The following is a 19,679-nucleotide window of genomic DNA, read 5'->3' as shown; positions in this document are numbered from 1 at the left end:
GTTTGGCCGCCCTTTAATTTTTGGGAATGTGCTGCTTAAGTAACCTATGTCCACTCCGATTTTAGCCACCAAACTGTATATCCCCCCACCCCGGCCCGGTGTTGTCCCGCGCCCGCGCCTGAGCAATCGGCTGAACGCGGGTTTGGCGATAGGTGGCAAACTGACGCTCATCTCTGCCTCCGCCGGTTTTGGCAAGACCACCCTGGTCGGCGAATGGCTTGCCCGTTGTGGGAGGCCAGTCGCCTGGCTGTCATTTGATGCAGCCGACAGCGATCCCACACGCTTTCTGGCCTACCTCGTTGCGGCATTACAGACAATTGCGCCAAAGATTGGCGCCAGCGTGTTGGCGGCACTCCAATCGCCACAACCACCGCCAACCGAAACGATTCTGATAGCCTTGCTCAATGAAATTACCGCCATCTCGGACAATTTCATCCTCATCCTTGATGACTACCACGTCATTGACTCCAGAATGGTTGACCATGCCCTGACCTTTCTCATTGAACACCAACCGCCGCAGATGCACCTGGTCATCGCCACCCGCGAAGACCCACCTCTGCCCCTGTCCCGGCTGCGCGCCCGCGGCCAACTGACTGAGTTACGCGCCGCCGACTTGCGTTTCACCCCCGCCGAGGCCGCTGAATTTCTCAACCAGATGATGGGCCTAAACCTCTCCGCGGAAGACATCGCCGCCCTGGAAACCCGCACCGAAGGTTGGATCGCCGGCCTGCAATTAGCCGCCCTCTCCATGCAGGGGCGCTCAGATACCGCCAGGTTCATCAAATCTTTCACTGGCAGCCACCACTTCGTACTCGACTATCTGGTCGAAGAAGTTTTGCAGCAGCAGCCCGAAAGTATTCAGAATTTTTTGTTGCGCACTTCCATCCTCGACAGCATGTGCGGTCTCCTTTGTGATGCTGTTCTGCTCGACTCTCCTGCAGCCGGGCAAGAGACCCTGGAATATCTCGAACGGGCGAACCTGTTCATTGTCCCTTTGGATAACGAACGGCGTTGGTATCGCTATCACCACTTGTTCGGCGATTTATTGCGCCAGCGTCTCGGCGCTCCCCCGGCGCTCTCCGAGTATCACCGCCGCGCCAGTCAGTGGCACGAAACCAACGGCGACCTATTCGAAGCATTTCATCACGCCTTGTCCGCCGCAGATTTCGAGCGGGCAGCGCGCCTGGCCGAAGTCGCCTGGCCGGGCGCGGAAGAGTCTTTCCAATCTGCTGCCTGGCTCGTCTGGGTGAACCAATTGCCCGAAGTGGTCGTCCGCTCAAGGCCAGAGTTGTGCTTCCAGGCCGGCCGGGCGTATTCAGACGCCGGGGATCCCAAAACGAGCGAAATTCACCTGCAAAATGCCGAGCGCGCCCTGGCCGAAGCGCCCAACCAGTCCGGGTTCGCCAGCCTGCCGGGGAACATTGCCTTGACCCGCGCTTACAACGCCCAGGTACAGGGAAATTTGACCGATACCGTCAAATACGCTGAACGGGCGCTGCAACTCATTCCCGAGGACAACATTTATCACCGCGCCCAAGCCGTGATCACATTGGAATTCACCCACTGGGCAAGCGGCGACTTGGATTCCTCCCTCTATGCCATCCGCGCCTGGATGGCGGATATGCACAAAGTGGGCAACCCGGTCTTTGTGATTGCCAGCGCCTTTGCCGAAGCTGACTTGCTGGTTGCGTTGGGACGTCTGCACGAAGCCATTCGCGCCTACCAGCAGGCTTTACAACTTGCCGCCGAACATGGCGCGGAAGCGCAGCAGATTACCGCTCATCATCACCTGGGACTGGCGCTGATTTATCACGAGTTGGGCGATTCCGAATCCACGGCCGTGCATTTGCAAACCGCCGCCGACCTCGGCAAGCACACCACCCTGGTGGACTGGCTCCATCGCTGGAAACTGGCCCAGGCCCGGTTCAAAGAATCAGCCGGGGAATGGGGCGCAGCGCTCGAACTACTCGACGAAGCCAAACGGAACTACGTCAAAAATCCGGTTCCCATCACCCGGCCGGTCGAAGCTCTCAAAGCGCGAATCTATCTCAAACAGGGGCGGCTGGACAAAGCGCAGGAGTGGGCACAGGAGCGAGGAAATTCGACCACCGACGAGGTCAGTTACCTCGCAGAGTTTGACCTGCTCACCCTGGCGCGGGTGCGGCTGGCGGAAGGTTCTTTTGCCGCGGTGGACGACCTGCTGGAACGCCTGCGAATCCTGGCGGAAGCGCAAAAGCGGCTGGGCAGCGTGCTGGAAATCCTGCTTACCGAGGCGCTGGCCCATCAGGCGCAGGGTCACGCCCTGCAGGCTCTCGCCGCGCTCGAACGCGCCTTGACCCTGGCGAAACCAGAAGGTTATCGGCGAACGTTTGTGGACGAAGGCGAAGCCATGCGATTGCTGATTTCGGATTTTCGCTTGACGATTGACAGACAGCCCCATCCGCTGCTCGCCTACGCCGACAAACTCCTGGCAGCGTTTGGCTCGCCGGCGGATTCCCAAACCACTACTCCCCCATCTCTGCTGCCTGATGCCCTGACCCCCCGCGAACTCGAAATCCTGCGCCTCGTCGCCCAGGGACTTTCCAATACCGAAATCAGCCAGCGGTTATACCTGGCGCTCAGCACGGTCAAGGGACACAACCTGCGGATTTTTGACAAATTCCAGGTACAGAACCGCACCGAGGCCGCTGCTCGCGCCCGCGAGTTGGGTCTGCTGTAATTCCCCAAACAATACTCCAAAACAATACTTAAGTTGCTACCGGACAATACCACCTTGCCGGTATATTTGCGTTCATGAAACCAACGGAAACACACCCCACTGGCTACCAAATCCGGGTCGAAGGCCACCTGCTGCCGCAATGGATGGACTGGTTCGACGGTCTGACCATCACGCTGGAAGAGAATGGCGACACGATTCTAACCGGTCCAGTGGTTGATCAGGCGGCTTTGCATGGTTTGCTAAAAAAAGTGCGTGATCTGGGAATGCCCCTGGTCTCGGTTATTCAAGTCAAATTCACTGAAACGCATCACTAACATTCAAAAAATGGAGACATCATGCGTGGGCTGCACCCACCACCACGAATGAAAACCGTGGGAGCGCAGGCGTCTCGCCTGCCAGGGCGGACGGGACGTCCGCGCTCCCATTTTCAAGGGAGAAAAATGAATACAAGCGTAAATCTTACTAAAAAGATCGACACAAAAGTTCTGCTCTCGACCCTGTGGGTCGTTGTCATGATCAACATGTTGAAAGCGGACATCCTTTCACTGAACATCCCCGGCGTGGCAGAAGAAGTGGCGAGAACCTCAGTCAGCACTGGCGCATCCATTCCCCAATTGATGTTGATCGGCGCGATCATGGGGCAACTCGGCATTGCCATGATCATCCTATCCCGCGTGTTGAAGTACGGAATCAATCGCTGGGCCAATATCGTTGTGAGCCTCGTCACCATTGCCTATATCTGGGGCGGCGCAGCGTCATATCCCCACTACATTTTCATCGCCACGGTCGAGACCCTCTGCCTGCTGCTCATCATTTGGATTGCCTGGAAATGGCGCACTGTCGAAGCCTGATAAAACGAATACGAATAGGAGAAAACGCATGAAAGCGATTGTTCAAAACGACTACGGTTCACCCGATGTTCTCAAACTGGCTGAGGTTGCCCAGCCGGCGATGAAAGATAACCAGGTATTGGTTCGCGTCAAAGCTGCTTCCATTAATGCCGGGGATGTGTTCACCATGCGCGGCAGCCCGTGGCTGGTCCGTTTGACAACCGGGTTTCCCAAACCCAAAAACCATGTGCTGGGCATGGATATGGCTGGGGTAGTTGAGGCGGTTGGGTCCAGCGTAACGCAGTTCCGCCCCGGCGACGCGGTGTATGCCTCTTGCAATGGCGCGCTGGCCGAATATGCGAGCGTGGCGGAAGATAAACTGGCGCTCAAGCCTGTCAACCTCGCCTTCGAGCAAGCCGCTGCCATTCCAACCGGTGCGATTACCGCCCTGAAAGGCTTGCGCGATGTCGGCCAGTTGCAGCCGGGGCAGAAGGTGTTGATCAACGGGGCTTCAGGCGGGGTGGGCACGTTTGCCGTGCAAATCGCTAAAGCGCTCGGCGCCGAAGTGACTGGCGTATGCAGCACGCGGAATGTGGACATGGTGCGCTCCCTCGGCGCGGACGACGTTGTGGATTACACCCAGAAGGACTTCACACAAAACGGCCGTCGCTACGACCTGATCCTGGACAATGTCGCCAGCCATTCGTTTTCAGATATGATGCGCGTCCTCACCCCAGAGGGGCGGCTCGTTCCCAACAGCGGTCACGGCGGCATGGGCTACGTGTTCAAGGCGTTTTTGCTCTCACCGTTCCTGCGCCAATTGGGGAGCATGTACCTGACTGTGCCAGATGGCAACGACTTGACGCAATTAAAGGAATGGATCGAAACCGGGCAGGTCCGACCGGTCATTGAACGAACCTACCCGCTGCGCGAGGCGCCCGAGGCATTCCGCTATCTGGAAAAAGAACACGCCCGCAGCAAAGTGGTCATCACGGTAGCGGAATGAAGATGAGGCGCGCGGATCGAGCGCGTATGCCCTGGACATTCCCCCAAATCACGTGCAGAGTATGGTCATCCCATGTAAGATAGTGACAAACGCATGGAGTAGATGGCATCATGATCGAGATTCTGCAACTGCCTTTAGGTCCGCTGCAAACCAACTGTTATGTGCTGGTATGTGAAGAAACGCTGGATACGGCCGTCATTGACCCCTCCTGGAACGGCCGGGCCATCGCCGCCACCCTGGACGAGCGCGGTTACAATCTCAGCCACATCCTGCTTACCCACAGCCACTTCGACCACGTCGCCGGGCTGGCCGAACTGCAAGCCGAAAAACCGGCGCCCATCTACATCCACCCCGAAGCGATTGATATGCTGCAGCACGCCACCATGAGCGGCGCGCTGTGGAACATCCGCTTCCCCGCCCTGCCGCCGCCGGATGAACTGTTGAGCGAAGGGCAGGTTGTATGGGTTGGGAAAACGGCCGTACACGTCCTCTTCACCCCCGGCCACGCGCCCGGCCATGTCAGCTTTTACCTGCCTGAACATGGCGTTGTTTTTGTCGGCGATGTGCTGTTCCAACAGAGCATCGGCCGTACCGACTTGCCCGGCGGCGATTTGAGCCTGCTGCTGCGCTCCATCCGCGAAAAACTGCTCATTCTGCCCGACGAGACCCGGGTCTTTCCCGGTCACGGCCCCGCCACCACCATCGGCGCGGAAAAACAAAACAACCCGTTCCTCCAATGACCGAGACGTGGCGGGGTAACGGAAGGTTTAGAGTTGTCAAATCTTAAAGAAGCGGACGGGACGTCCGCGCTCCCATTTTCAAGGGAGACATCATGCGTGGGCTGCACCCACCACCACGAATGAAAACCGTGGGAGCGCAGGCGTCTCGCCTGCCGGGGCGGACGGGACGTCCGCGCTCCCATTTTCAAGGGAGAAAAACACATGCCAAACGCCTATATTTTTGACGCCATCCGCACCCCCAGGGGCAAGGGCAAAAGCAGCGGCAGCCTGTATGAGGTGACGCCCATTGACCTGGTTGCCGGCCTGATGAAAGAGATGGAGCAGCGCCACGACCTGGACACCGCCCACATAGACGACGTGGTTTTGGGCTGCGTCACACCCATCGGCGATCAGGGGGCGGACATTGCCCGCACGGCGACCATCTACGCCGATTGGCACGTAGATGTGCCTGGCGTGCAGCTCAATCGCTTTTGCGCTTCCGGGCTGGAGGCGGTGAACCTGGCGGCCATGAAAGTGCGCTCCGGTTGGGAAAAACTGGTCGTCGCCGGCGGCGTGGAATCCATGTCCCGCGTGCCTATGGGGTCCGATGGCGGCGCGTGGGTGGCCGACCCCAAAGTGAACAGCAAGACTCACTTCATCCCCCAGGGCATCAGCGCCGACCTTATCGCCACCATCGAAGGCTTCAGCCGGGAAGACGTGGACCAATTCGCCGTGCAATCGCAGCAGCGCGCCGCCCAGGCCCGCGCCCAGGGCCATTTTGCCAAATCCATTGTGCCGGTTAAAGACATGAACGGCCTGCCCATCCTGGCCGAAGACGAATTCATCCGCCCTGGCACGACGCTGGCATCGTTGGGCAAACTCAGCCCCGCCTTCCAGATGATGGGCGAGATGGGCTTCGACGCTGTTGCCATGCAGCGCTACCCGGAAGTCGAACACATCCGCCACGTCCACACGGCCGGCAACTCCTCCGGCATTGTGGATGGAGCGGCGTTGGTGCTGGTGGGGCGCAAAAAGAGCGGCAAAGCGCTGGGCCTGAAAGCCCGCGCCAAAATCCGCGCCGCCGCCCTGGTGGGCACGGAACCGACGATCATGCTGGTTGGGCCAGGCCCGGCGGCAAAAAAAGCGTTAAAGCAGGCGGGCATGGCGGTGAAGGACATTGATTTATTTGAAGTGAACGAGGCGTTTGCGGCCGTGGTGCTGCGTTTTATGCGCGACATGGGCATTGAAAGCAGCGAATCCGTGAATGTGAATGGCGGGGCCATTGCGCTGGGCCATCCGTTGGGGGCGACCGGGGCGATGCTGTTGGGCACGGTGTTGGATGAATTGGAGCGCCGGGACCTGACGACGGCGCTGATCACCCTCTGCGTCGGCGGCGGCATGGGGATTGCGACGATTATTGAGCGGGTGTAGTGTAGCGATGTAAAGAAGTTGGTAACTGAACGGCCGTTTTTCCCACCACCCCAAATTTTTCTGTGTAAAGAGGTTGGTAACTGGAGAGGGGGGAAAACGGCCGTCCACGTTTTGCGGTTTTTGTTGACGCTGAGGCGGGCGAATTGGTCGAGATAATAATCCGTTCTGCTCATTCTGGTTTTCTTTGGAATACTGCCAGAAAAAACAATTCCAATTGAAGACGACAAAGGCTGTTGGCCAGCTTATTCCGAAGATTATGGAGTACTATTCAACAAAAAATCCCTCAGCAATAACCTTGTTTTCGATTTTTATGATTACCTGTGATTGTTTTTCAGATGGGATTTTATTCGGGATTTTGCAGGCAATTTGAATAATTTCCATTTCCATAGGGCTAAGATGCTTCCCCTTCAGTCCGTATTGGGCGACTTGCTTCCAATAGTCAGCTCCTTTTTCAATTACATATTTTTGTGAAAAGATACCGTTATCTATCGTTTGAGTTTTCTCGGCATCTTTTGCACGATCTAGTACTTCCTGAACGTCCAAAAGCTCAATAATAAGGTCTTGGTTCAAAGTTACTTGTTGTGAGTCTTTGATTCTTTGCCAACAGGCTTCTTTCTTACACCATTCAGTTACATTTGTTATCAGTTCTGGTGCGTCTTGTATTTGCTCATTTACTGACTCAGCAATAAGCAATAGTTGAGATTCGAGAGCAGGTGATAATTTCTGATTCTTCCATATTTGCTCTAAATCTAGGCGCTTGCGGGTACTTGAAACCATATATGCCAGTTTTGTTATTGAATAGGTAACTATGTTGGCCTTGTATCCACCGTACCACGCTTGTCGCATGATATTTTTGTCAAGAAAACGGAATAGGATTGCTTTTGCCACAAGATGTTTAAAGTAAAGCTCGTTGAACTGTTTTTCGTTCTGCTCCCATTTTTGACCAATTTCCTTTGCGAATTCCGCAAAGTTTTTTTTGCGCTCCAAAACTAACCATGTGGGGTCGCATACCAAAGGAATTCTCAAACTTGGCGAGATCGGTTTTTGTAAACATTTGAGAGCGGGGGTTCTTAGACAGGAATTCTTTCTGTTTTGCTGGGGTTAAGTTAGCTTGGGCATTGATATACTGGCCGCGTGCGCGTTCATAGAACCAATGAGTTTCCCTTAGCCCACCTTCAGGCGAAGGTGCCCACAAACGACGAGAAATCTCTTCGATTCTGAGATGAAAGGGATGATTTGAAAAGAAGTCTGCGGCGCTCACCCTGTTTTGAGTATTAGCATATTCGGAAATTCTAGTAGTCCAACAATATTGTTTTGACGGATTTTTTTGCTGTAATAGAACCCGTCAAAACTAGTCGGTCGCACTACTAGTTCGCTTGTTAGGGCGATTGCATACCCAACTTTACGGCCCGTTCCGCCTGATGCTAAAGCATCAGGCTACCAAACAACGCACCATAAATGGGGCTTTAAGCCGGTTTCAACCGGCGTTGTTGTCTAGCCGGGGCGTTTACGCCCTGGCGAGGTCATCTGAGACATCTGAGTTTGGCGAATATGCAATCGCCGTAGTTCGCTTGTTGCAAAAAGTCCTGAAAGCCATACAATGTCGTCTAGTTCAGGAATGCAAAAATTTCGGAGTGGCTAGCCAGTACATCATAATGATTAATCAAGGCACTACATTCCAAACCGTTTCCACAAGTTTTTACATTTCTTACTCAGAAGGACTTTTTTGTCTCGGAAGTCATGATCTGGCGATAGTATTACCAGATAAAACACTCATTACGATGAGTCTGCAAAAATCTTTTCTCAGGCACAAATCTATCGGGTAGTAAGATAAAATGTTCATTGTAGGCTGTTAAACCGTGTTTTACTGCTTCTTGTAATGAATGTTCTTGAATCAATGAACTGATCATCACTTTGTAATCATCATCTATTGAAAGTAACCCTCGGTCAAAAGCCTTGTCATGTAAAACACACAAGCACAATCCATTGCTTGGATTCAAACGTAAATCTTCTCTTGCCTTCCAAGGAATGATGTGACTTGCTATCAACAACTCTGGGATGGGCATACCGCACACACAACATCGTTCTCGATAGTTTGCCATAATTGATTCTCGGAAAAATCTTTGCCCCAATCGCACCTTTACAGAGCGTTCAACCTCTGTTGGGACGTGCTTTTCTTTCTGAATCTGAAGATATTGGGCTTTATTGCGTTCTTCTTCCAACGTATAGGATGTTTTGGGTTCGTCTTGCGGCTGGGCCAGTAAATCCAGTAACTCCTCGCTTTTCATGATAAGGTCTTCCCAGTTGTTTTGCATATCTATCCAAATTTCTTGTGCAAGTTTGCCAGGCGGACGTAGCCCACTAATTCCCCGACTTTGGTGATATGGGTCAAGGCTTGCAAAATTACTGAGTTGCATAGCCACAGAACTGGGTGTTCTGTTTATTAATTTAGCTAAATCAATTACTTTTGGATTGTGCTGATGAAACTGCCCAAAGGGTATCTTGTAGTACAAGTTAAGCGCCAATAATAGCTCGTCGTATGTCCACAACCCCCCTTTTGCCATAATAATTCGCCCCGCCGTAAAGCACAGATTCAAAGGTGGGAAGCCGCATAACGCGCTTTGCCTTCGCCAAAGTTAGCGTTGTAAGTGTCAACGGCCGTTTGCCAGTAGTCAATCGCAGCCACAATCTCCGCCCCTGCCTGGCGCGCGCCATAGCTGCTGCCCCCTGCCCCACAAAACAGGTCCAGGGTTCTTATTCTCGGTTTGCCGTTTTGGAATTCAGAGTGATTCATGCTTTTATTGTACTCGATTTAGTAGAAGCAGCGAAAGCGCAGGCACGTAAAATTCCCCGGCCATGTCGGCCGACGAGGTGTCCATCACTGGCGGCAGTTCCAACTGTTTCAGCGACATAGCCCCGCATCCCTCACGGTCAAACTCACACACCTACAAAACACACCCCATCCCCATGCCACGTAAAAAAGGGGTTGAAAAGCCGGATTCACCCGGCCTTGTTTCATACCGGACCAACCCTATCTCTCTTCTGGCAGTTTTGCTAACAAAAACGCCGTCAGCAAAAACACAAATACCACCAACACCACCTGCACCACCAACCCAGTCGCCCGCGCCGGGGCAGTGGTCGCGCCCGACGCATTTTTGGCCGATGGGATCGCCTTCGGCGCGGGAACCACCCCGTCGCCAATCGTTTCGACAACCACCACCTCGTCGCGCATGGTAAGCAGATAAGCAATCACCAGCTCCAACTGCGCCGGGCTGAGGCGCGTGGCATAATCACGCGGCATGATGTTGGGGATGCACGGGCCGTTGGGACAATCGGCGACGATGTGGGCGTTGGGTTCCAGAATAGCCTGGCGCAGATATTCTTCGGCGGACAAGCCGGGGACCCGCGACCCGGCCACCAGACCAATGCCAGACAGGTCTGGCCCGACCTTGTGGGCTTCGCCCAACGCGCCGATCTGGTGGCAGGAGCCGCAGCCAGCGTTGAGGATGATGTCTTCGGCGTCTTCGCCTTGCACGGGGCGGGGCGTGGGCGTGGGGGCGGGTGTGGAGATTTCGGCGGGCACGGCCGTTGCCGTCGGCATGGCCGCCAATTCTTCTTCTGTGGGCTGCACCAATTCACCGGCCGGCCGGGCAATCAAAAAAGTCTCGCACATGTTGATGCCCGGTTCCGGGTCGGGCGAACACCAGTATGGTTCGCTCTTTTTGCTCTTGAGCAGCGGGACCCACCACAACACCGGGTCGCCGCCGGACAGCGCGTCGCCATCCAGCCATTGGCGCGGCGGGATGAAGGTGTCGCCGGGGCCGGTCGGGATGGGGCCATCCCCTTCGCCTTCTTGGTATTGCAGCAGGAAAACACGGGCTTCATCCAGCCCAAACGGGTCGGTGCGCGTCATCTGCCAGCGGTAATGGAGGTCGCCGTTGAAGGTTGCCAGTTGCTCCCCTTCCGGTGAAACCTGGTCAATAAAGGGGAAGAATTCGCTCTCCTCGGTCAGCTCAACCCACTGGCTGGTGTCCCAGGCCCAGACATCGGTGCGGCCACGGCCGTCTAATGTCAGATCCAGGCGCCAAAACGGCCGGTAGACCGACAAATCATCACAGCCAGGGCCATGCGAGACAAAACCGAGGGCGAAACGGCCGTCTTCATAAAAACGCATAATCTGCTCATAGCGGTAGCAGCAGATGCAGTTCGGCCAGTGGGTGAACTCCGTAAACAACTGCATCACCTCAAAGCCATCGCCCAAATCCGTCACCTGCGTGTCGCCAAAGGGGGGCACCGTGGAGCGGAAACCGATTTCGTCGCGGTAGCCGCCGGGCCAGCTTGGGTACCACGCCTCAATTTGCCCAATTTTGGCGCTTGCAAAAATAGGCGTGCCATTGTAGGCTGCGCCGTAAAAATTCAGGCCATCGTTGGCCGTCATTTCCCAGCAGACATTCCAACCGTATTCGTTTTCCTGGCAGCCGTCGGTATACGAATTGCGCTGCGGCTGCGGCGCGGCAGAGGCGATGGGGTCACGGCCGCGCGTCATGAACGTGCGCGCCACCCGCTTCTGCTCCATATTGACAAAGACGTGGACAATTTTGCCGCTGCCCGATGGGTCCTGGTAGGTCAGGTCTACGCACCAATCGTCACGGCAGGCGTCGTCGGCCAGCCAGGCCGACATAGGGATCATCGCCGGGTCCTGATCCAGCTTGCCCAGGATGTTTTGCACGCCGGGGTCGGCGGCCGCGATGGCGATGGCGCGGGGCAAGATAAATTCGCTGCCGCCGGGGCGGGCGTCGGGATTGGTCCAGCGGTCTACGATACGGCCGCTGCTGGTGTTGAGGACAGCATTCACCGTGCCGCCGTTGGTGTAATCATAAAGGGAGATGTGGACGCAGTTTTGGCGGCCGCAGCCGGCGGCCTGCCAGCGGGCGGCTTCGCCTTCCCCCAGGACGACGGCATCTAAAAAGCCGAATTCGTCGCCGCCAAGCAGCGCCATCAGCCCTTCGTCGGCCAGGGCGATGGCTTGCATTTGCGGTTGGTTGAGGCTAATTTGGGTCATGGCGGTCATGTCGTAGACCGCTTTGCCTTTGGCGACGGCGATGGCGATGTTGTTTTGGTGGCTACGGCCGTTCCAGACAAAGCTAACGGCCAACAGCAGGCTGCTCACCAGGATGAGCAGAACAATTCGGCGGTTACGTTTATTCACCAACGGAACTCCTTGGGCAGTGGGAACGCCGACGTTCTGCTTGCGGCAGACGGGACGTCCGCGCTCCCAGAGTATGGTAGTCGGAGGGGATTATACCGTGATTGACTTTGAGGACGACTATCAATTAAAATCTAGTCAGGCTAGTCGGACCCATCAAACGAGCTAGCAGGTTGTCGGAAAAGTAGAAATGGATACACGGATGACACGGATTTAACGGATTTACACCGATTTTCTGGTGATTTATCCGTAAAAATCCGTCGAATCCGTTCAATCCGTGTACCTATCCTGAGTTCTCCCACAAGCTGCTAGACAGAGGTAAATCATGATCTGGCAGTTACAAGACGCGAAAAGCAAATTTAGTCAGGTGGTCAATCAAGCGCTGGAACAAGGACCACAAATTGTCACGCGACACGGTGAAGAGGTCGTTGTTGTTCTATCTATGGCGGAATATCGCCAGATGATGAAGCCTAAAACCACTTTGCTCGACCTTCTTCTGGCCTCACCGTTGGCGGGGTCTGGTGTGGAAATCACGCGGGACCGGAAGGATGTAGGGCGCGAGGTGGTTTTGTGACTTATCTGCTGGACACAAACATTGTCTCTGAATTTGCCACAGAGACGCCGGAATCGCTTGTCGTTAACTGGCTGCAAATCCATCAACATATGCCCATGTTCCTGAGCGTCGTCACAATTGGCGAAGTTCAGCAAGGCATTACCCGGCTGCCCGCATCGCAAAAACAAGAGCAATTGACCGTGTGGTTAGAAGAAATGCTGTTACCCGCTTACCAGGAGTACATACTGCCGCTGGATACGGGCACGATGCGGCAGTGGGGAATGCTTACCGGAAAGCTGATGCAGCGGGGGCGTAAACTACCGGTCATGGACGGGTTAATCGCCGCAACGGCCATTCACCACAATCTAGCCCTGGTCACACGGAATACGACCGATTTTACCGGTTTAGGCGTGGTACTCGTGAACCCGTGGCTGGAGATGTAACGGCCGTTTCCCCTCACTCCCGCCCCAACGCCCGCGCCACATGATGCACCAGCCGCTCGGCAACGGCCGTTTTGCTCAACAGCGGCATCTCTTCTACCACCCCGGCCGAACTCAGCAGCACCACCCGGTTGGTATCCACGGCAAAACCCGCCCCGTCGGCCAGCACGTCGTTGACGGCGATAAAGTTGAGACCTTTGCGCAGGAGTTTCTGACGGCCGTACTCAAACGCATCGTGCGTCTCGGCAGCAAAACCCAGCGACACCCGCGGGTAGCCCGTCTTCTCGCGCCGCTCCTTCACCGCGCTCAGAATATCCAGCGTCACCTCCAGGCCAATCGCCAACCCCCAGCCGCCGTTGCCCCCTTCCTCCTGCTCCGTCTTCTTAATTTTGCGCGCCGACTGCGTTTCCGGGCGAAAATCGGCCACGGCGGCCACCATGAACAGGGCGTCGGCGTCCTCAGTCGCCACCAACACCGCCTCGGCCATTTGCTGCGTCGTCTCCACGTCTATGCGCGTCAGGCCCAGCGGGGCCGGTTCACTGATGGGGCCGGCCACCAGCGTCACCCGCGCCCCGGCGTCCAGCGCCGCCTGCGCCACCGCCAGCCCCTGCTTGCCGGTCGAGCGATTGCTGATGAACCGCACCGGGTCCAGCGCTTCCCGCGTCGGCCCAGTGCTGACAACGACATGCAGTCCAGCCAACGGACCAGACCACGCCAGAGCCAACCGCGCCTGGGCCAGCAGTTCCGGCGGCTCCACCATGCGCCCCAGTCCGGTCAGGCCAGAAGCCATGCGCCCCGCCGCCGGACCAATGAATATGACGCCGCGCTCTTTTAACGTGGCGATATTGGCCTGGGTCGCCAGGTGTTCATACATGCCGCCGTCCATCGCCGGGGCCAGCAGGATGGGGCAGCGAGCAGCCAGCACGGTGACAGTCAGCAGATTGTCGGCCATGCCCTGGGCCAGTTTGGCGATGGTGTGGGCGGTGGCCGGGGCGATCAGCAAAAGGTCGGCCGTTTCGCCCAATCCTACGTGGCGCACATGGTCCGCCAAATCCCACATGGAGGTGTAAACCGGCCGGCCGGTTACAGAACGGAAAGCCAGCGGCGTGACAAACTGCTGCGCCGCTTCGGTCATGATCACATCCACCAGCGCCCCGGCCTGGGTCAGTTTGGAGGCCAGGTCAATGCTTTTGTAAGCGGCAATGGAGCCGCTGACGCCGAGTAAAATATGTTTGTTGTGTAAGAGGGAGATAGGGTTAATGGGTTCCATGAAGGCAATTATACGCCATGCGCCGGGCAACATCGAACCAGTTTATGACAGAACGTGATAAACTAACGGCGTCAGGCGTCAGGCGTAGCACAGAGAGAGGCTCGCAGCCGTAAACCGAAGTCCGTATGCCGTTTCCGTCGGCATTTGCCAGAGTTAGCGCCCTACGGAACACAGATTACGGATTACGGCATGGTTCATCGGGCGAAACATCTTCTTTACAAATTTACGCGGCATTGTCATGCTGAGCGGAGTCTTCGGAGCGAAGCATCCCGCTAACGCCAGAGGAACGGGATGCTTCGGAGGACCTCAGCATGACACGCTTTTTTGCAAAATTTGTAAAGCACAAATCAACTGAAATGAACCATGCCCGGATTACGAATCACGGATTACCGAATACGGAAACTAGCAGGTTGTCGGAAAAGTAGAAATGGATACACGGATGACACGGATTTACACCGATTTTCTGGTGATTTATCCGTAAAAATCCGTCGAATCCGTTCAATCCGTGTACCTATCCTGAGTTCTCCGACAGGCTGCTAGTCTGACGATTGGCGACTGACGGAACATCTATGAACGATACATACCACTCACGGCCGTTTACCCTTTCGGTCATCATCGTTTCTTATAACACCCGGCAGCTGCTGGATGATTGCCTCGCTGCGCTGCTGGCGGCCGAAGCGCCGCCGGGTGGGCTGGAGATCATCGTCGTGGACAATGCTTCGACGGATGGCAGCGCGGCGATGGTGCGCCAGCGGTATCCGCAGGTGCGGATGGTGGCGAGCGAGACCAACCAGGGGTTTGCGACGGCGAATAATGTCGGCACGGCCGTTGCCCAAAGCCAATACGTCCTCTTCCTCAACTCCGACACCCGCGTCGAACCCGACGCCCTCAGCGGGCCAGTCGCCTACATGCAGGCCAATCCCGACGTGGGGGCGCTGACAGTGCGGTTGATCTATCCAGACGGCCGGCGCGACCCGGACAACCATCGCGGCTTTCCCACTCCCTGGAACGCACTGTGCCATTTCGCCGGCCTCAGCCGCCTGTTCCCGCGCGCGCCACGCTTCAACGGCTACTTCCAATCCTACGCCGATTTTAACCAGACCCACGCCGTGCCCGTCATCGCCGGTTCCTATATGCTGATGCCCCGCGCCCTATTTGATGCGTTGGGCGGCTGGGACGAGACTTACTTTTTCTATGGCGAAGACATAGATTTTTGTTACCGCATCCATCAGGCGGGGTATACAATCATCTACTACCCACACGTCACTGTGCTGCATTACAAAGGGGCCAGTTCCGGTCTGCGCAAAGAATCGGCCGACATCGCCCGTCCGCCAAAAGAGACGCGCATCAAAGTAGCCCAGGAATCGGTGCGGGCGATGCAGGTGTTTTATCGCAAGTTTTACAGCCAGCAGTATCCGGCCGTCGTCACCAGGTTTGTGCTGGCGGGCATCCAGGTGCGCGGTTGGTTTCGGGTGATGAAGCATAAATTAACCTAGCAGCTTGTCGGAGAAGATACGTTTCTCCGAACAAAAATGATTTCGGTGTAAACTTTGGGTATGGCAAGAAAATTCAGAACTGCTGATTACGAAAAGACCCTGGACCTGCAAATCACCTTGCGCGATGTCCGCCACCCGACCATTTGGCTCGCTTCATTGTCGCTGTCGTCGCCCAACTGATTTGGGGATCATGTGTAGAAGGTATAGCGAGCAGGGTGCGCCACCCATACGCCCCGGAAGTGATGTTGGGATTGCTGTTCTACAGCTATGCCAGCGGCGTATTCAGTTCGCGCAAGATTGAACGCGCCACCCATGAGGTGATTCCCTTTCGTTTCATTACCGGTGACGTGCACCCCGGACCATGACACGATTGCGGCTTTCCGCCAACAATTTCTGGCTGAACTGAAAGAGTTGTTTGTCCAGATACTGTTGATTGCCCAGGCGATGGGCTATTTGCAATTGGGTAACGTCAGTCTGGATGGCAGCAAACCATGCCGATGCGTCCAAGAGCAAAGCGGTCAGTTACCAGCGGCTGTTGGCTATCGAAGCCATCTGCAAGCCGAAGTCGAGGAGTTGTTCACTTTGGCTGAAGTTGCCGATGGAGGACAACTGCCCGAAGAGATGAACATTCCCGATGAGATTGCCCGACGCCAGCAGCAATTGGCGCGGCTGGCCGAAGCCAAGAAGGTGCTGGAGGAACGCGCCCAGGCCCGGTATGAAGCCGAGCAAGCCGAATACGAGGCCAAGATGCAAGCCCGGGCCGAAAAGACCGACCCACAGGGAAAAAAAGCCGCCGGGCAAACCACCGCAGCCACCCACTCCAGGACCCAGAGATAAAGACCAGTACAACTTCACCGACCCCGAATCGCGCATCATGAAAACGCCACCAACAGCGGCTTTGACCAACATTATAACGTCCAGGTAGTGGTTGACCATGACAGTCGTCTGGTAGTGGGCAATTGGTTGTGTGACCATACCAACGATAAACAGGCCGCCCTGCCAACCTCGACACCGTACCACCAGTCGTGGGTCAGCCGAAAAAGGTCAATTTGGACACCGGCTACTTCAGCGAAAACAACATCGCCAGCTTGGAAGCGCGCGGCATTGACCCCTACATCGCCACGGTCGCAGCCCACACCATCAGGGTTGGCGTGCCTTTTCCTGGACAATCCCAACCCGCCACCCAATGATGCTTCCGTCAAAGAGCAAATGGCTTACAAACTGCAGACCACCTCGGCAAAGCCACCTACCGTTGCGCAAATCGACGGTTGAACCGGTTATCGGTATCATCAAGGAAACCTTGGGTCTCGCCAGTTTTCTGCGAGGCCTGGTTGCTGCCGGTGGCGAATGGACATTGGTTTGTCTGGCTTACAACTTGAAACGATTGCATACCTTGCAGGTTGGTTGATGGGGCGTTATTGCCCCTGCCTGATGCCCGAAAACGGGCTGTAAAACCGTGCAAAATTCATGGTAATGAGGCCAATATGAGTTGCAAACTGCTTGTCTTGATGCTTTGAAATCGTTATTTGTCTATCATGGGGCCTTCAGAAGATATTTTTCCGACAGCCTGCTAGGAGACTTCATGAGTGGTTTGCCCACCACCATGAATGAGAACCCTGGGAGCGCAGGCGTCTCGCCTGCCAGGGCAGACAGGACATCCGCGCCCCCGTTTACGAAGGAGGTTTGCATGAACGATTACACCATTGGTCTGGCGCTGTACGATTTTCTGCCGGTTATATTCACCGGGGTCGCTCTTTTTTTTATAACCCGGTTGGTGGAAACCGTCGCGCCGGACCAAAAGCTGATGGCTGCTGTCGGCGCAGGGCTGGTCGTGACCGCCGGTCTACTGAAAGCCATCTGGAAACTGGAAATGGCCGTTGCCGGCCAGGACGTGGTTTGGATGGCAGAGGCGTTGTTTCCACTCATGGCGCCGGGTTTTACGCTGTTGGCTGCGGCCGTATGGATTGCCATGCGCCGCCTGCACGGAAAATCCAGCCCTAAAAACGTGTGGCTTGCTCCATTGGCTGCGATTGTGCTGGTCTATGGCATCGCCGCGCTGCGCTTCTGGCTGCAGGGCGTGGAGCGCGGCTGGTTCATGCCCATCATGAGCCTGGCCAGCCTGACAAACCTGTGGCTGACCGCGCTGCTGATGATCGAAGCCGGCCGCCGCGGCAAGTGGGGCGTTTCGCTGCTTTTCATCGTCAACGTGGGGATGATTTTTGTTTTACAGGCCATCGCCCCCATCCAGCCCAAACCCATCGCCCTCCATTGGTTTGAGCAAACGCTGACCACCTTTGGCGCAGCCGCCTTTGCCCTGGCCTCCTACCTGTTATTTAAACTGGTGCGCGGTACCGTTGGCGTCCGGCAGTTGGCGATGGGCGATTAGTCCTGCGCTTGTCGAAGGCTTGATGATTGACAAGGAGAACATAATGGATTGGAAGATTGGGCGGCGCACGGCCGTTTCCCTGTTTAACAGCTTTACCCTGGCATTTTTCAGCTTGGGCCTTCTCTTTAGCCAGTTACACGCCAACCCGCAAAAGCCGGCCGAGCTGGCTTTGGGCTACGGCTTCAACGTCGCCGCCTGGGATGTAGACCGCCTGCAAACGATGGGCTTCAACTGGATCAAGGTGTTCAACCCACCCGGCAGCCGTCTGCCGGTGCATGTGCTGCTGCGCGTCGAGGCCAGCGTCAATCAGTTTAACAACCTGCCCGCCTTTGGCGCGGCCATGAGCCAATTGGCCGAATCGCAGGCCGGCTATGTAGACGCCTACGAAATCGGCAATGAACCCAACCTGGACGCCAGCTACGGCTGGACCACTTCACCCAATGCCGCCCACTACGCCAGCCTGCTCTGCACCGCCTACACCGCCATCAAAACCGCCGACCCCCAGGCCAAAGTCATCTCCGCCGGGCTGGCCCCCACCGGCCGGGTGACGGGTAATTGGAACGGACATCCCGGCCACAATGGGCTGTATCAGGATGAACGCGAATTTTTTAAGGAATTTCTGGCGGCCGGCGGCGGCAGCTGCCTGGACGGCGTGGGCTACCATCCTTACGGCTTTCGCGCCAATTTCGACGCCGCGCCCGACATGCCTTCGGCCGACCCAACCCAGAACTGCGTCAATGGCTTTTGCTTCCGTGGCGCGGAAAAGTTGTACGCCCTCATGCAGCAGTATGGCTACGGCCATAAGCCGATGTGGGCGACGGAGTTTGGCTGGCTGGTGACACCGCCCGACCACTGCCGCGCCGATGGCTCTTGGGACGGCCGTCTCTGGCAGCTCGTCACCGAACAAGAACAGGCGGACAACCTGGTGGGCGCGTTCCAATACGCCGCCGCCAACTGGCCCTGGATGGAGGCGCTGATCGTCTTTAACCTCAATTTCAACCAGCCCGGCCTGTACCAGGAGTGCGAGCAAATGCGCTACTACGCCGTGCAAGGCCGCCCGGCCGAGACCGCTCTGCGCGACATGCCCAAAGCCGAAGTGCCAACTTTTGCCGCCGCCAGTGTGTGGCCCGGCCAGTTGGCGGCCATCATCACCCCGACGCAGCAGCCGTTTTCGACCACACGCCAGATCGTTGTGGACAACGTGGGCACGCGGACCATCACCTTTACCATTCAGGCCGACGCGGGCACAGACCTGGTCCCGGTCTTTGCCCCCGACGGCGGGATGCTGACGCCGGGAGAGCGCAGCGTGGTGACGGTGGCAATTGAGAGTGTGGCACGGCCGTCCGGCATTTACACCGGCTCTCTCACCATCAGCGCCACAGCCGAGACGGCCGGGCTGCCGGCAGCCATCCCCCTCACCCTGGCCGTCACCGACATTATCTACCACGCCTATCTACCGGCCATTCACCGCTAAGACCCGACAAGGCGACATCTGACAAGGTGACAAAAATGGCAGATTGTGACCGACCATTCCAATGTTGGTAGGGGCGGGACGGCGCGGACAGGCAGCAGCCGCAGCGGACGGCATTTTCCCGCGCCGTCTCGCCCATTTTCGCCTGAACC

General features: G+C 56.5%; 17 protein-coding genes and 1 pseudogene. 12 read left to right on the top strand and 6 right to left on the bottom strand.

Going from position 1 to position 19,679, the window contains the following annotated elements:
- Positions 1 to 46: 46 nt before the first annotated feature.
- The 6 genes from IPM39_29230 to IPM39_29205 all read left to right on the top strand — a co-directional run bounded on the left by IPM39_29230 (position 47) and on the right by IPM39_29205 (position 6,705).
- Positions 47 to 2,719 carry a hypothetical protein gene (locus IPM39_29230; protein MBK8990099.1) on the top strand — a complete coding sequence of 891 codons (2,673 nt, stop codon included), beginning with the start codon at positions 47 to 49 and terminating at the stop codon, positions 2,717 to 2,719.
- Positions 2,720 to 2,793: 74 nt separating this feature from the next.
- Positions 2,794 to 3,033 (top strand): hypothetical protein, encoded by a 240-nt coding sequence (locus tag IPM39_29225; GenBank protein ID MBK8990098.1) that lies wholly within the window; start codon positions 2,794 to 2,796, stop codon positions 3,031 to 3,033.
- 21 nt (positions 3,034 to 3,054) lie between these two features.
- On the top strand, positions 3,055 to 3,570 hold the full coding sequence (locus tag IPM39_29220; protein ID MBK8990097.1) for a hypothetical protein: 516 nt from the start codon (positions 3,055 to 3,057) through the stop codon (positions 3,568 to 3,570).
- Positions 3,571 to 3,598: 28 nt separating this feature from the next.
- Complete coding sequence (locus IPM39_29215; GenBank protein ID MBK8990096.1) at positions 3,599 to 4,555, top strand: NAD(P)-dependent alcohol dehydrogenase; 957 nt, start codon at positions 3,599 to 3,601, stop codon at positions 4,553 to 4,555.
- Positions 4,556 to 4,665: 110 nt separating this feature from the next.
- Positions 4,666 to 5,295, top strand: coding sequence for an MBL fold metallo-hydrolase (locus IPM39_29210; protein ID MBK8990095.1), 630 nt, complete (start codon positions 4,666 to 4,668; stop codon positions 5,293 to 5,295).
- A gap of 201 nt (positions 5,296 to 5,496) precedes the next feature.
- Complete coding sequence (locus IPM39_29205) at positions 5,497 to 6,705, top strand: acetyl-CoA C-acetyltransferase (protein MBK8990094.1); 1,209 nt, start codon at positions 5,497 to 5,499, stop codon at positions 6,703 to 6,705.
- A 264-nt stretch (positions 6,706 to 6,969) separates the two neighbouring features.
- Here the strand turns inward: IPM39_29205 and IPM39_29200 are convergent, their stop codons facing one another.
- From IPM39_29200 to IPM39_29180, 5 genes are all read right to left on the bottom strand, one after another.
- Complete coding sequence (locus IPM39_29200; protein MBK8990093.1) at positions 6,970 to 7,692, bottom strand: AIPR family protein; 723 nt, start codon at positions 7,690 to 7,692, stop codon at positions 6,970 to 6,972.
- Positions 7,601 to 7,966 (bottom strand): AIPR family protein, encoded by a 366-nt coding sequence (locus tag IPM39_29195; GenBank protein MBK8990092.1) that lies wholly within the window; start codon positions 7,964 to 7,966, stop codon positions 7,601 to 7,603. Before IPM39_29195 ends, IPM39_29200 begins: the two co-directional genes overlap by 92 nt.
- Before the next feature lie 496 nt (positions 7,967 to 8,462).
- Positions 8,463 to 9,269 (bottom strand): HNH endonuclease, encoded by an 807-nt coding sequence (locus IPM39_29190; GenBank protein MBK8990091.1) that lies wholly within the window; start codon positions 9,267 to 9,269, stop codon positions 8,463 to 8,465.
- A gap of 29 nt (positions 9,270 to 9,298) precedes the next feature.
- Positions 9,299 to 9,499: a DNA cytosine methyltransferase gene (locus IPM39_29185; protein MBK8990090.1), complete on the bottom strand. Its 201-nt coding sequence runs from the start codon at positions 9,497 to 9,499 to the stop codon at positions 9,299 to 9,301.
- A gap of 237 nt (positions 9,500 to 9,736) precedes the next feature.
- On the bottom strand, positions 9,737 to 11,914 hold the full coding sequence (locus IPM39_29180; GenBank protein ID MBK8990089.1) for a c-type cytochrome: 2,178 nt from the start codon (positions 11,912 to 11,914) through the stop codon (positions 9,737 to 9,739).
- Between the two features lie 322 nt (positions 11,915 to 12,236).
- Here IPM39_29180 and IPM39_29175 point away from each other — a divergent pair, with 322 nt between their 5' ends.
- Positions 12,237 to 12,485: a type II toxin-antitoxin system Phd/YefM family antitoxin gene (locus IPM39_29175; GenBank protein ID MBK8990088.1), complete on the top strand. Its 249-nt coding sequence runs from the start codon at positions 12,237 to 12,239 to the stop codon at positions 12,483 to 12,485.
- Positions 12,482 to 12,907: a type II toxin-antitoxin system VapC family toxin gene (locus IPM39_29170; protein MBK8990087.1), complete on the top strand. Its 426-nt coding sequence runs from the start codon at positions 12,482 to 12,484 to the stop codon at positions 12,905 to 12,907. The genes IPM39_29175 and IPM39_29170 overlap by 4 nt, the downstream gene beginning before the upstream one ends.
- Before the next feature lie 13 nt (positions 12,908 to 12,920).
- Here the strand turns inward: IPM39_29170 and coaBC are convergent, their stop codons facing one another.
- Positions 12,921 to 14,174 (bottom strand): bifunctional phosphopantothenoylcysteine decarboxylase/phosphopantothenate--cysteine ligase CoaBC, encoded by a 1,254-nt coding sequence (coaBC, locus tag IPM39_29165; GenBank protein MBK8990086.1) that lies wholly within the window; start codon positions 14,172 to 14,174, stop codon positions 12,921 to 12,923.
- Between the two features lie 569 nt (positions 14,175 to 14,743).
- Between coaBC and IPM39_29160 the strand changes: the two genes are divergently transcribed.
- The 4 genes and pseudogenes from IPM39_29160 to IPM39_29145 all read left to right on the top strand — a co-directional run bounded on the left by IPM39_29160 (position 14,744) and on the right by IPM39_29145 (position 19,530).
- Positions 14,744 to 15,670: a glycosyltransferase family 2 protein gene (locus IPM39_29160; GenBank protein ID MBK8990085.1), complete on the top strand. Its 927-nt coding sequence runs from the start codon at positions 14,744 to 14,746 to the stop codon at positions 15,668 to 15,670.
- A gap of 60 nt (positions 15,671 to 15,730) precedes the next feature.
- Positions 15,731 to 17,078 (top strand): annotated as a pseudogene (locus tag IPM39_29155) (transposase).
- A 279-nt stretch (positions 17,079 to 17,357) separates the two neighbouring features.
- A complete protein-coding gene (locus IPM39_29150) occupies positions 17,358 to 18,056 on the top strand; it encodes a hypothetical protein (GenBank protein MBK8990084.1) in 699 nt (232 codons plus the stop codon).
- A 43-nt stretch (positions 18,057 to 18,099) separates the two neighbouring features.
- Positions 18,100 to 19,530, top strand: coding sequence for a hypothetical protein (locus IPM39_29145; protein MBK8990083.1), 1,431 nt, complete (start codon positions 18,100 to 18,102; stop codon positions 19,528 to 19,530).
- Positions 19,531 to 19,679 lie beyond the last annotated feature (149 nt).

The organism is Candidatus Leptovillus gracilis (assembly GCA_016716065.1).
Classification (GTDB): domain Bacteria; phylum Chloroflexota; class Anaerolineae; order Promineifilales; family Promineifilaceae; genus Leptovillus; species Leptovillus gracilis.
The sequence above is the reverse complement of the archived record's forward strand: the minus strand, read 5'-3'. Positions and strand labels throughout refer to the sequence as shown.

Bases quoted from the DNA above. Each gene is read 5' to 3' on its own strand.
- IPM39_29225 (MBK8990098.1), top strand. From the start codon at position 2,794: ATGAAACCAACGGAAACACACCCCACTGGCTACCAAATCCGGGTCGAA.
- coaBC (MBK8990086.1), bottom strand. From the start codon at position 14,174: ATGGAACCCATTAACCCTATCTCCCTCTTACACAACAAACATATTTTA.
- IPM39_29215 (MBK8990096.1), top strand. From the start codon at position 3,599: ATGAAAGCGATTGTTCAAAACGACTACGGTTCACCCGATGTTCTCAAA.
- IPM39_29205 (MBK8990094.1), top strand. From the start codon at position 5,497: ATGCCAAACGCCTATATTTTTGACGCCATCCGCACCCCCAGGGGCAAG.
- IPM39_29175 (MBK8990088.1), top strand. From the start codon at position 12,237: ATGATCTGGCAGTTACAAGACGCGAAAAGCAAATTTAGTCAGGTGGTC.
- IPM39_29230 (MBK8990099.1), top strand. From the start codon at position 47: ATGTCCACTCCGATTTTAGCCACCAAACTGTATATCCCCCCACCCCGG.
- IPM39_29160 (MBK8990085.1), top strand. From the start codon at position 14,744: ATGAACGATACATACCACTCACGGCCGTTTACCCTTTCGGTCATCATC.
- IPM39_29210 (MBK8990095.1), top strand. From the start codon at position 4,666: ATGATCGAGATTCTGCAACTGCCTTTAGGTCCGCTGCAAACCAACTGT.
- IPM39_29220 (MBK8990097.1), top strand. From the start codon at position 3,055: ATGCGTGGGCTGCACCCACCACCACGAATGAAAACCGTGGGAGCGCAG.
- IPM39_29185 (MBK8990090.1), bottom strand. From the start codon at position 9,499: ATGAATCACTCTGAATTCCAAAACGGCAAACCGAGAATAAGAACCCTG.
- IPM39_29150 (MBK8990084.1), top strand. From the start codon at position 17,358: ATGAACGATTACACCATTGGTCTGGCGCTGTACGATTTTCTGCCGGTT.
- IPM39_29145 (MBK8990083.1), top strand. From the start codon at position 18,100: ATGGATTGGAAGATTGGGCGGCGCACGGCCGTTTCCCTGTTTAACAGC.
- IPM39_29190 (MBK8990091.1), bottom strand. From the start codon at position 9,269: ATGGCAAAAGGGGGGTTGTGGACATACGACGAGCTATTATTGGCGCTT.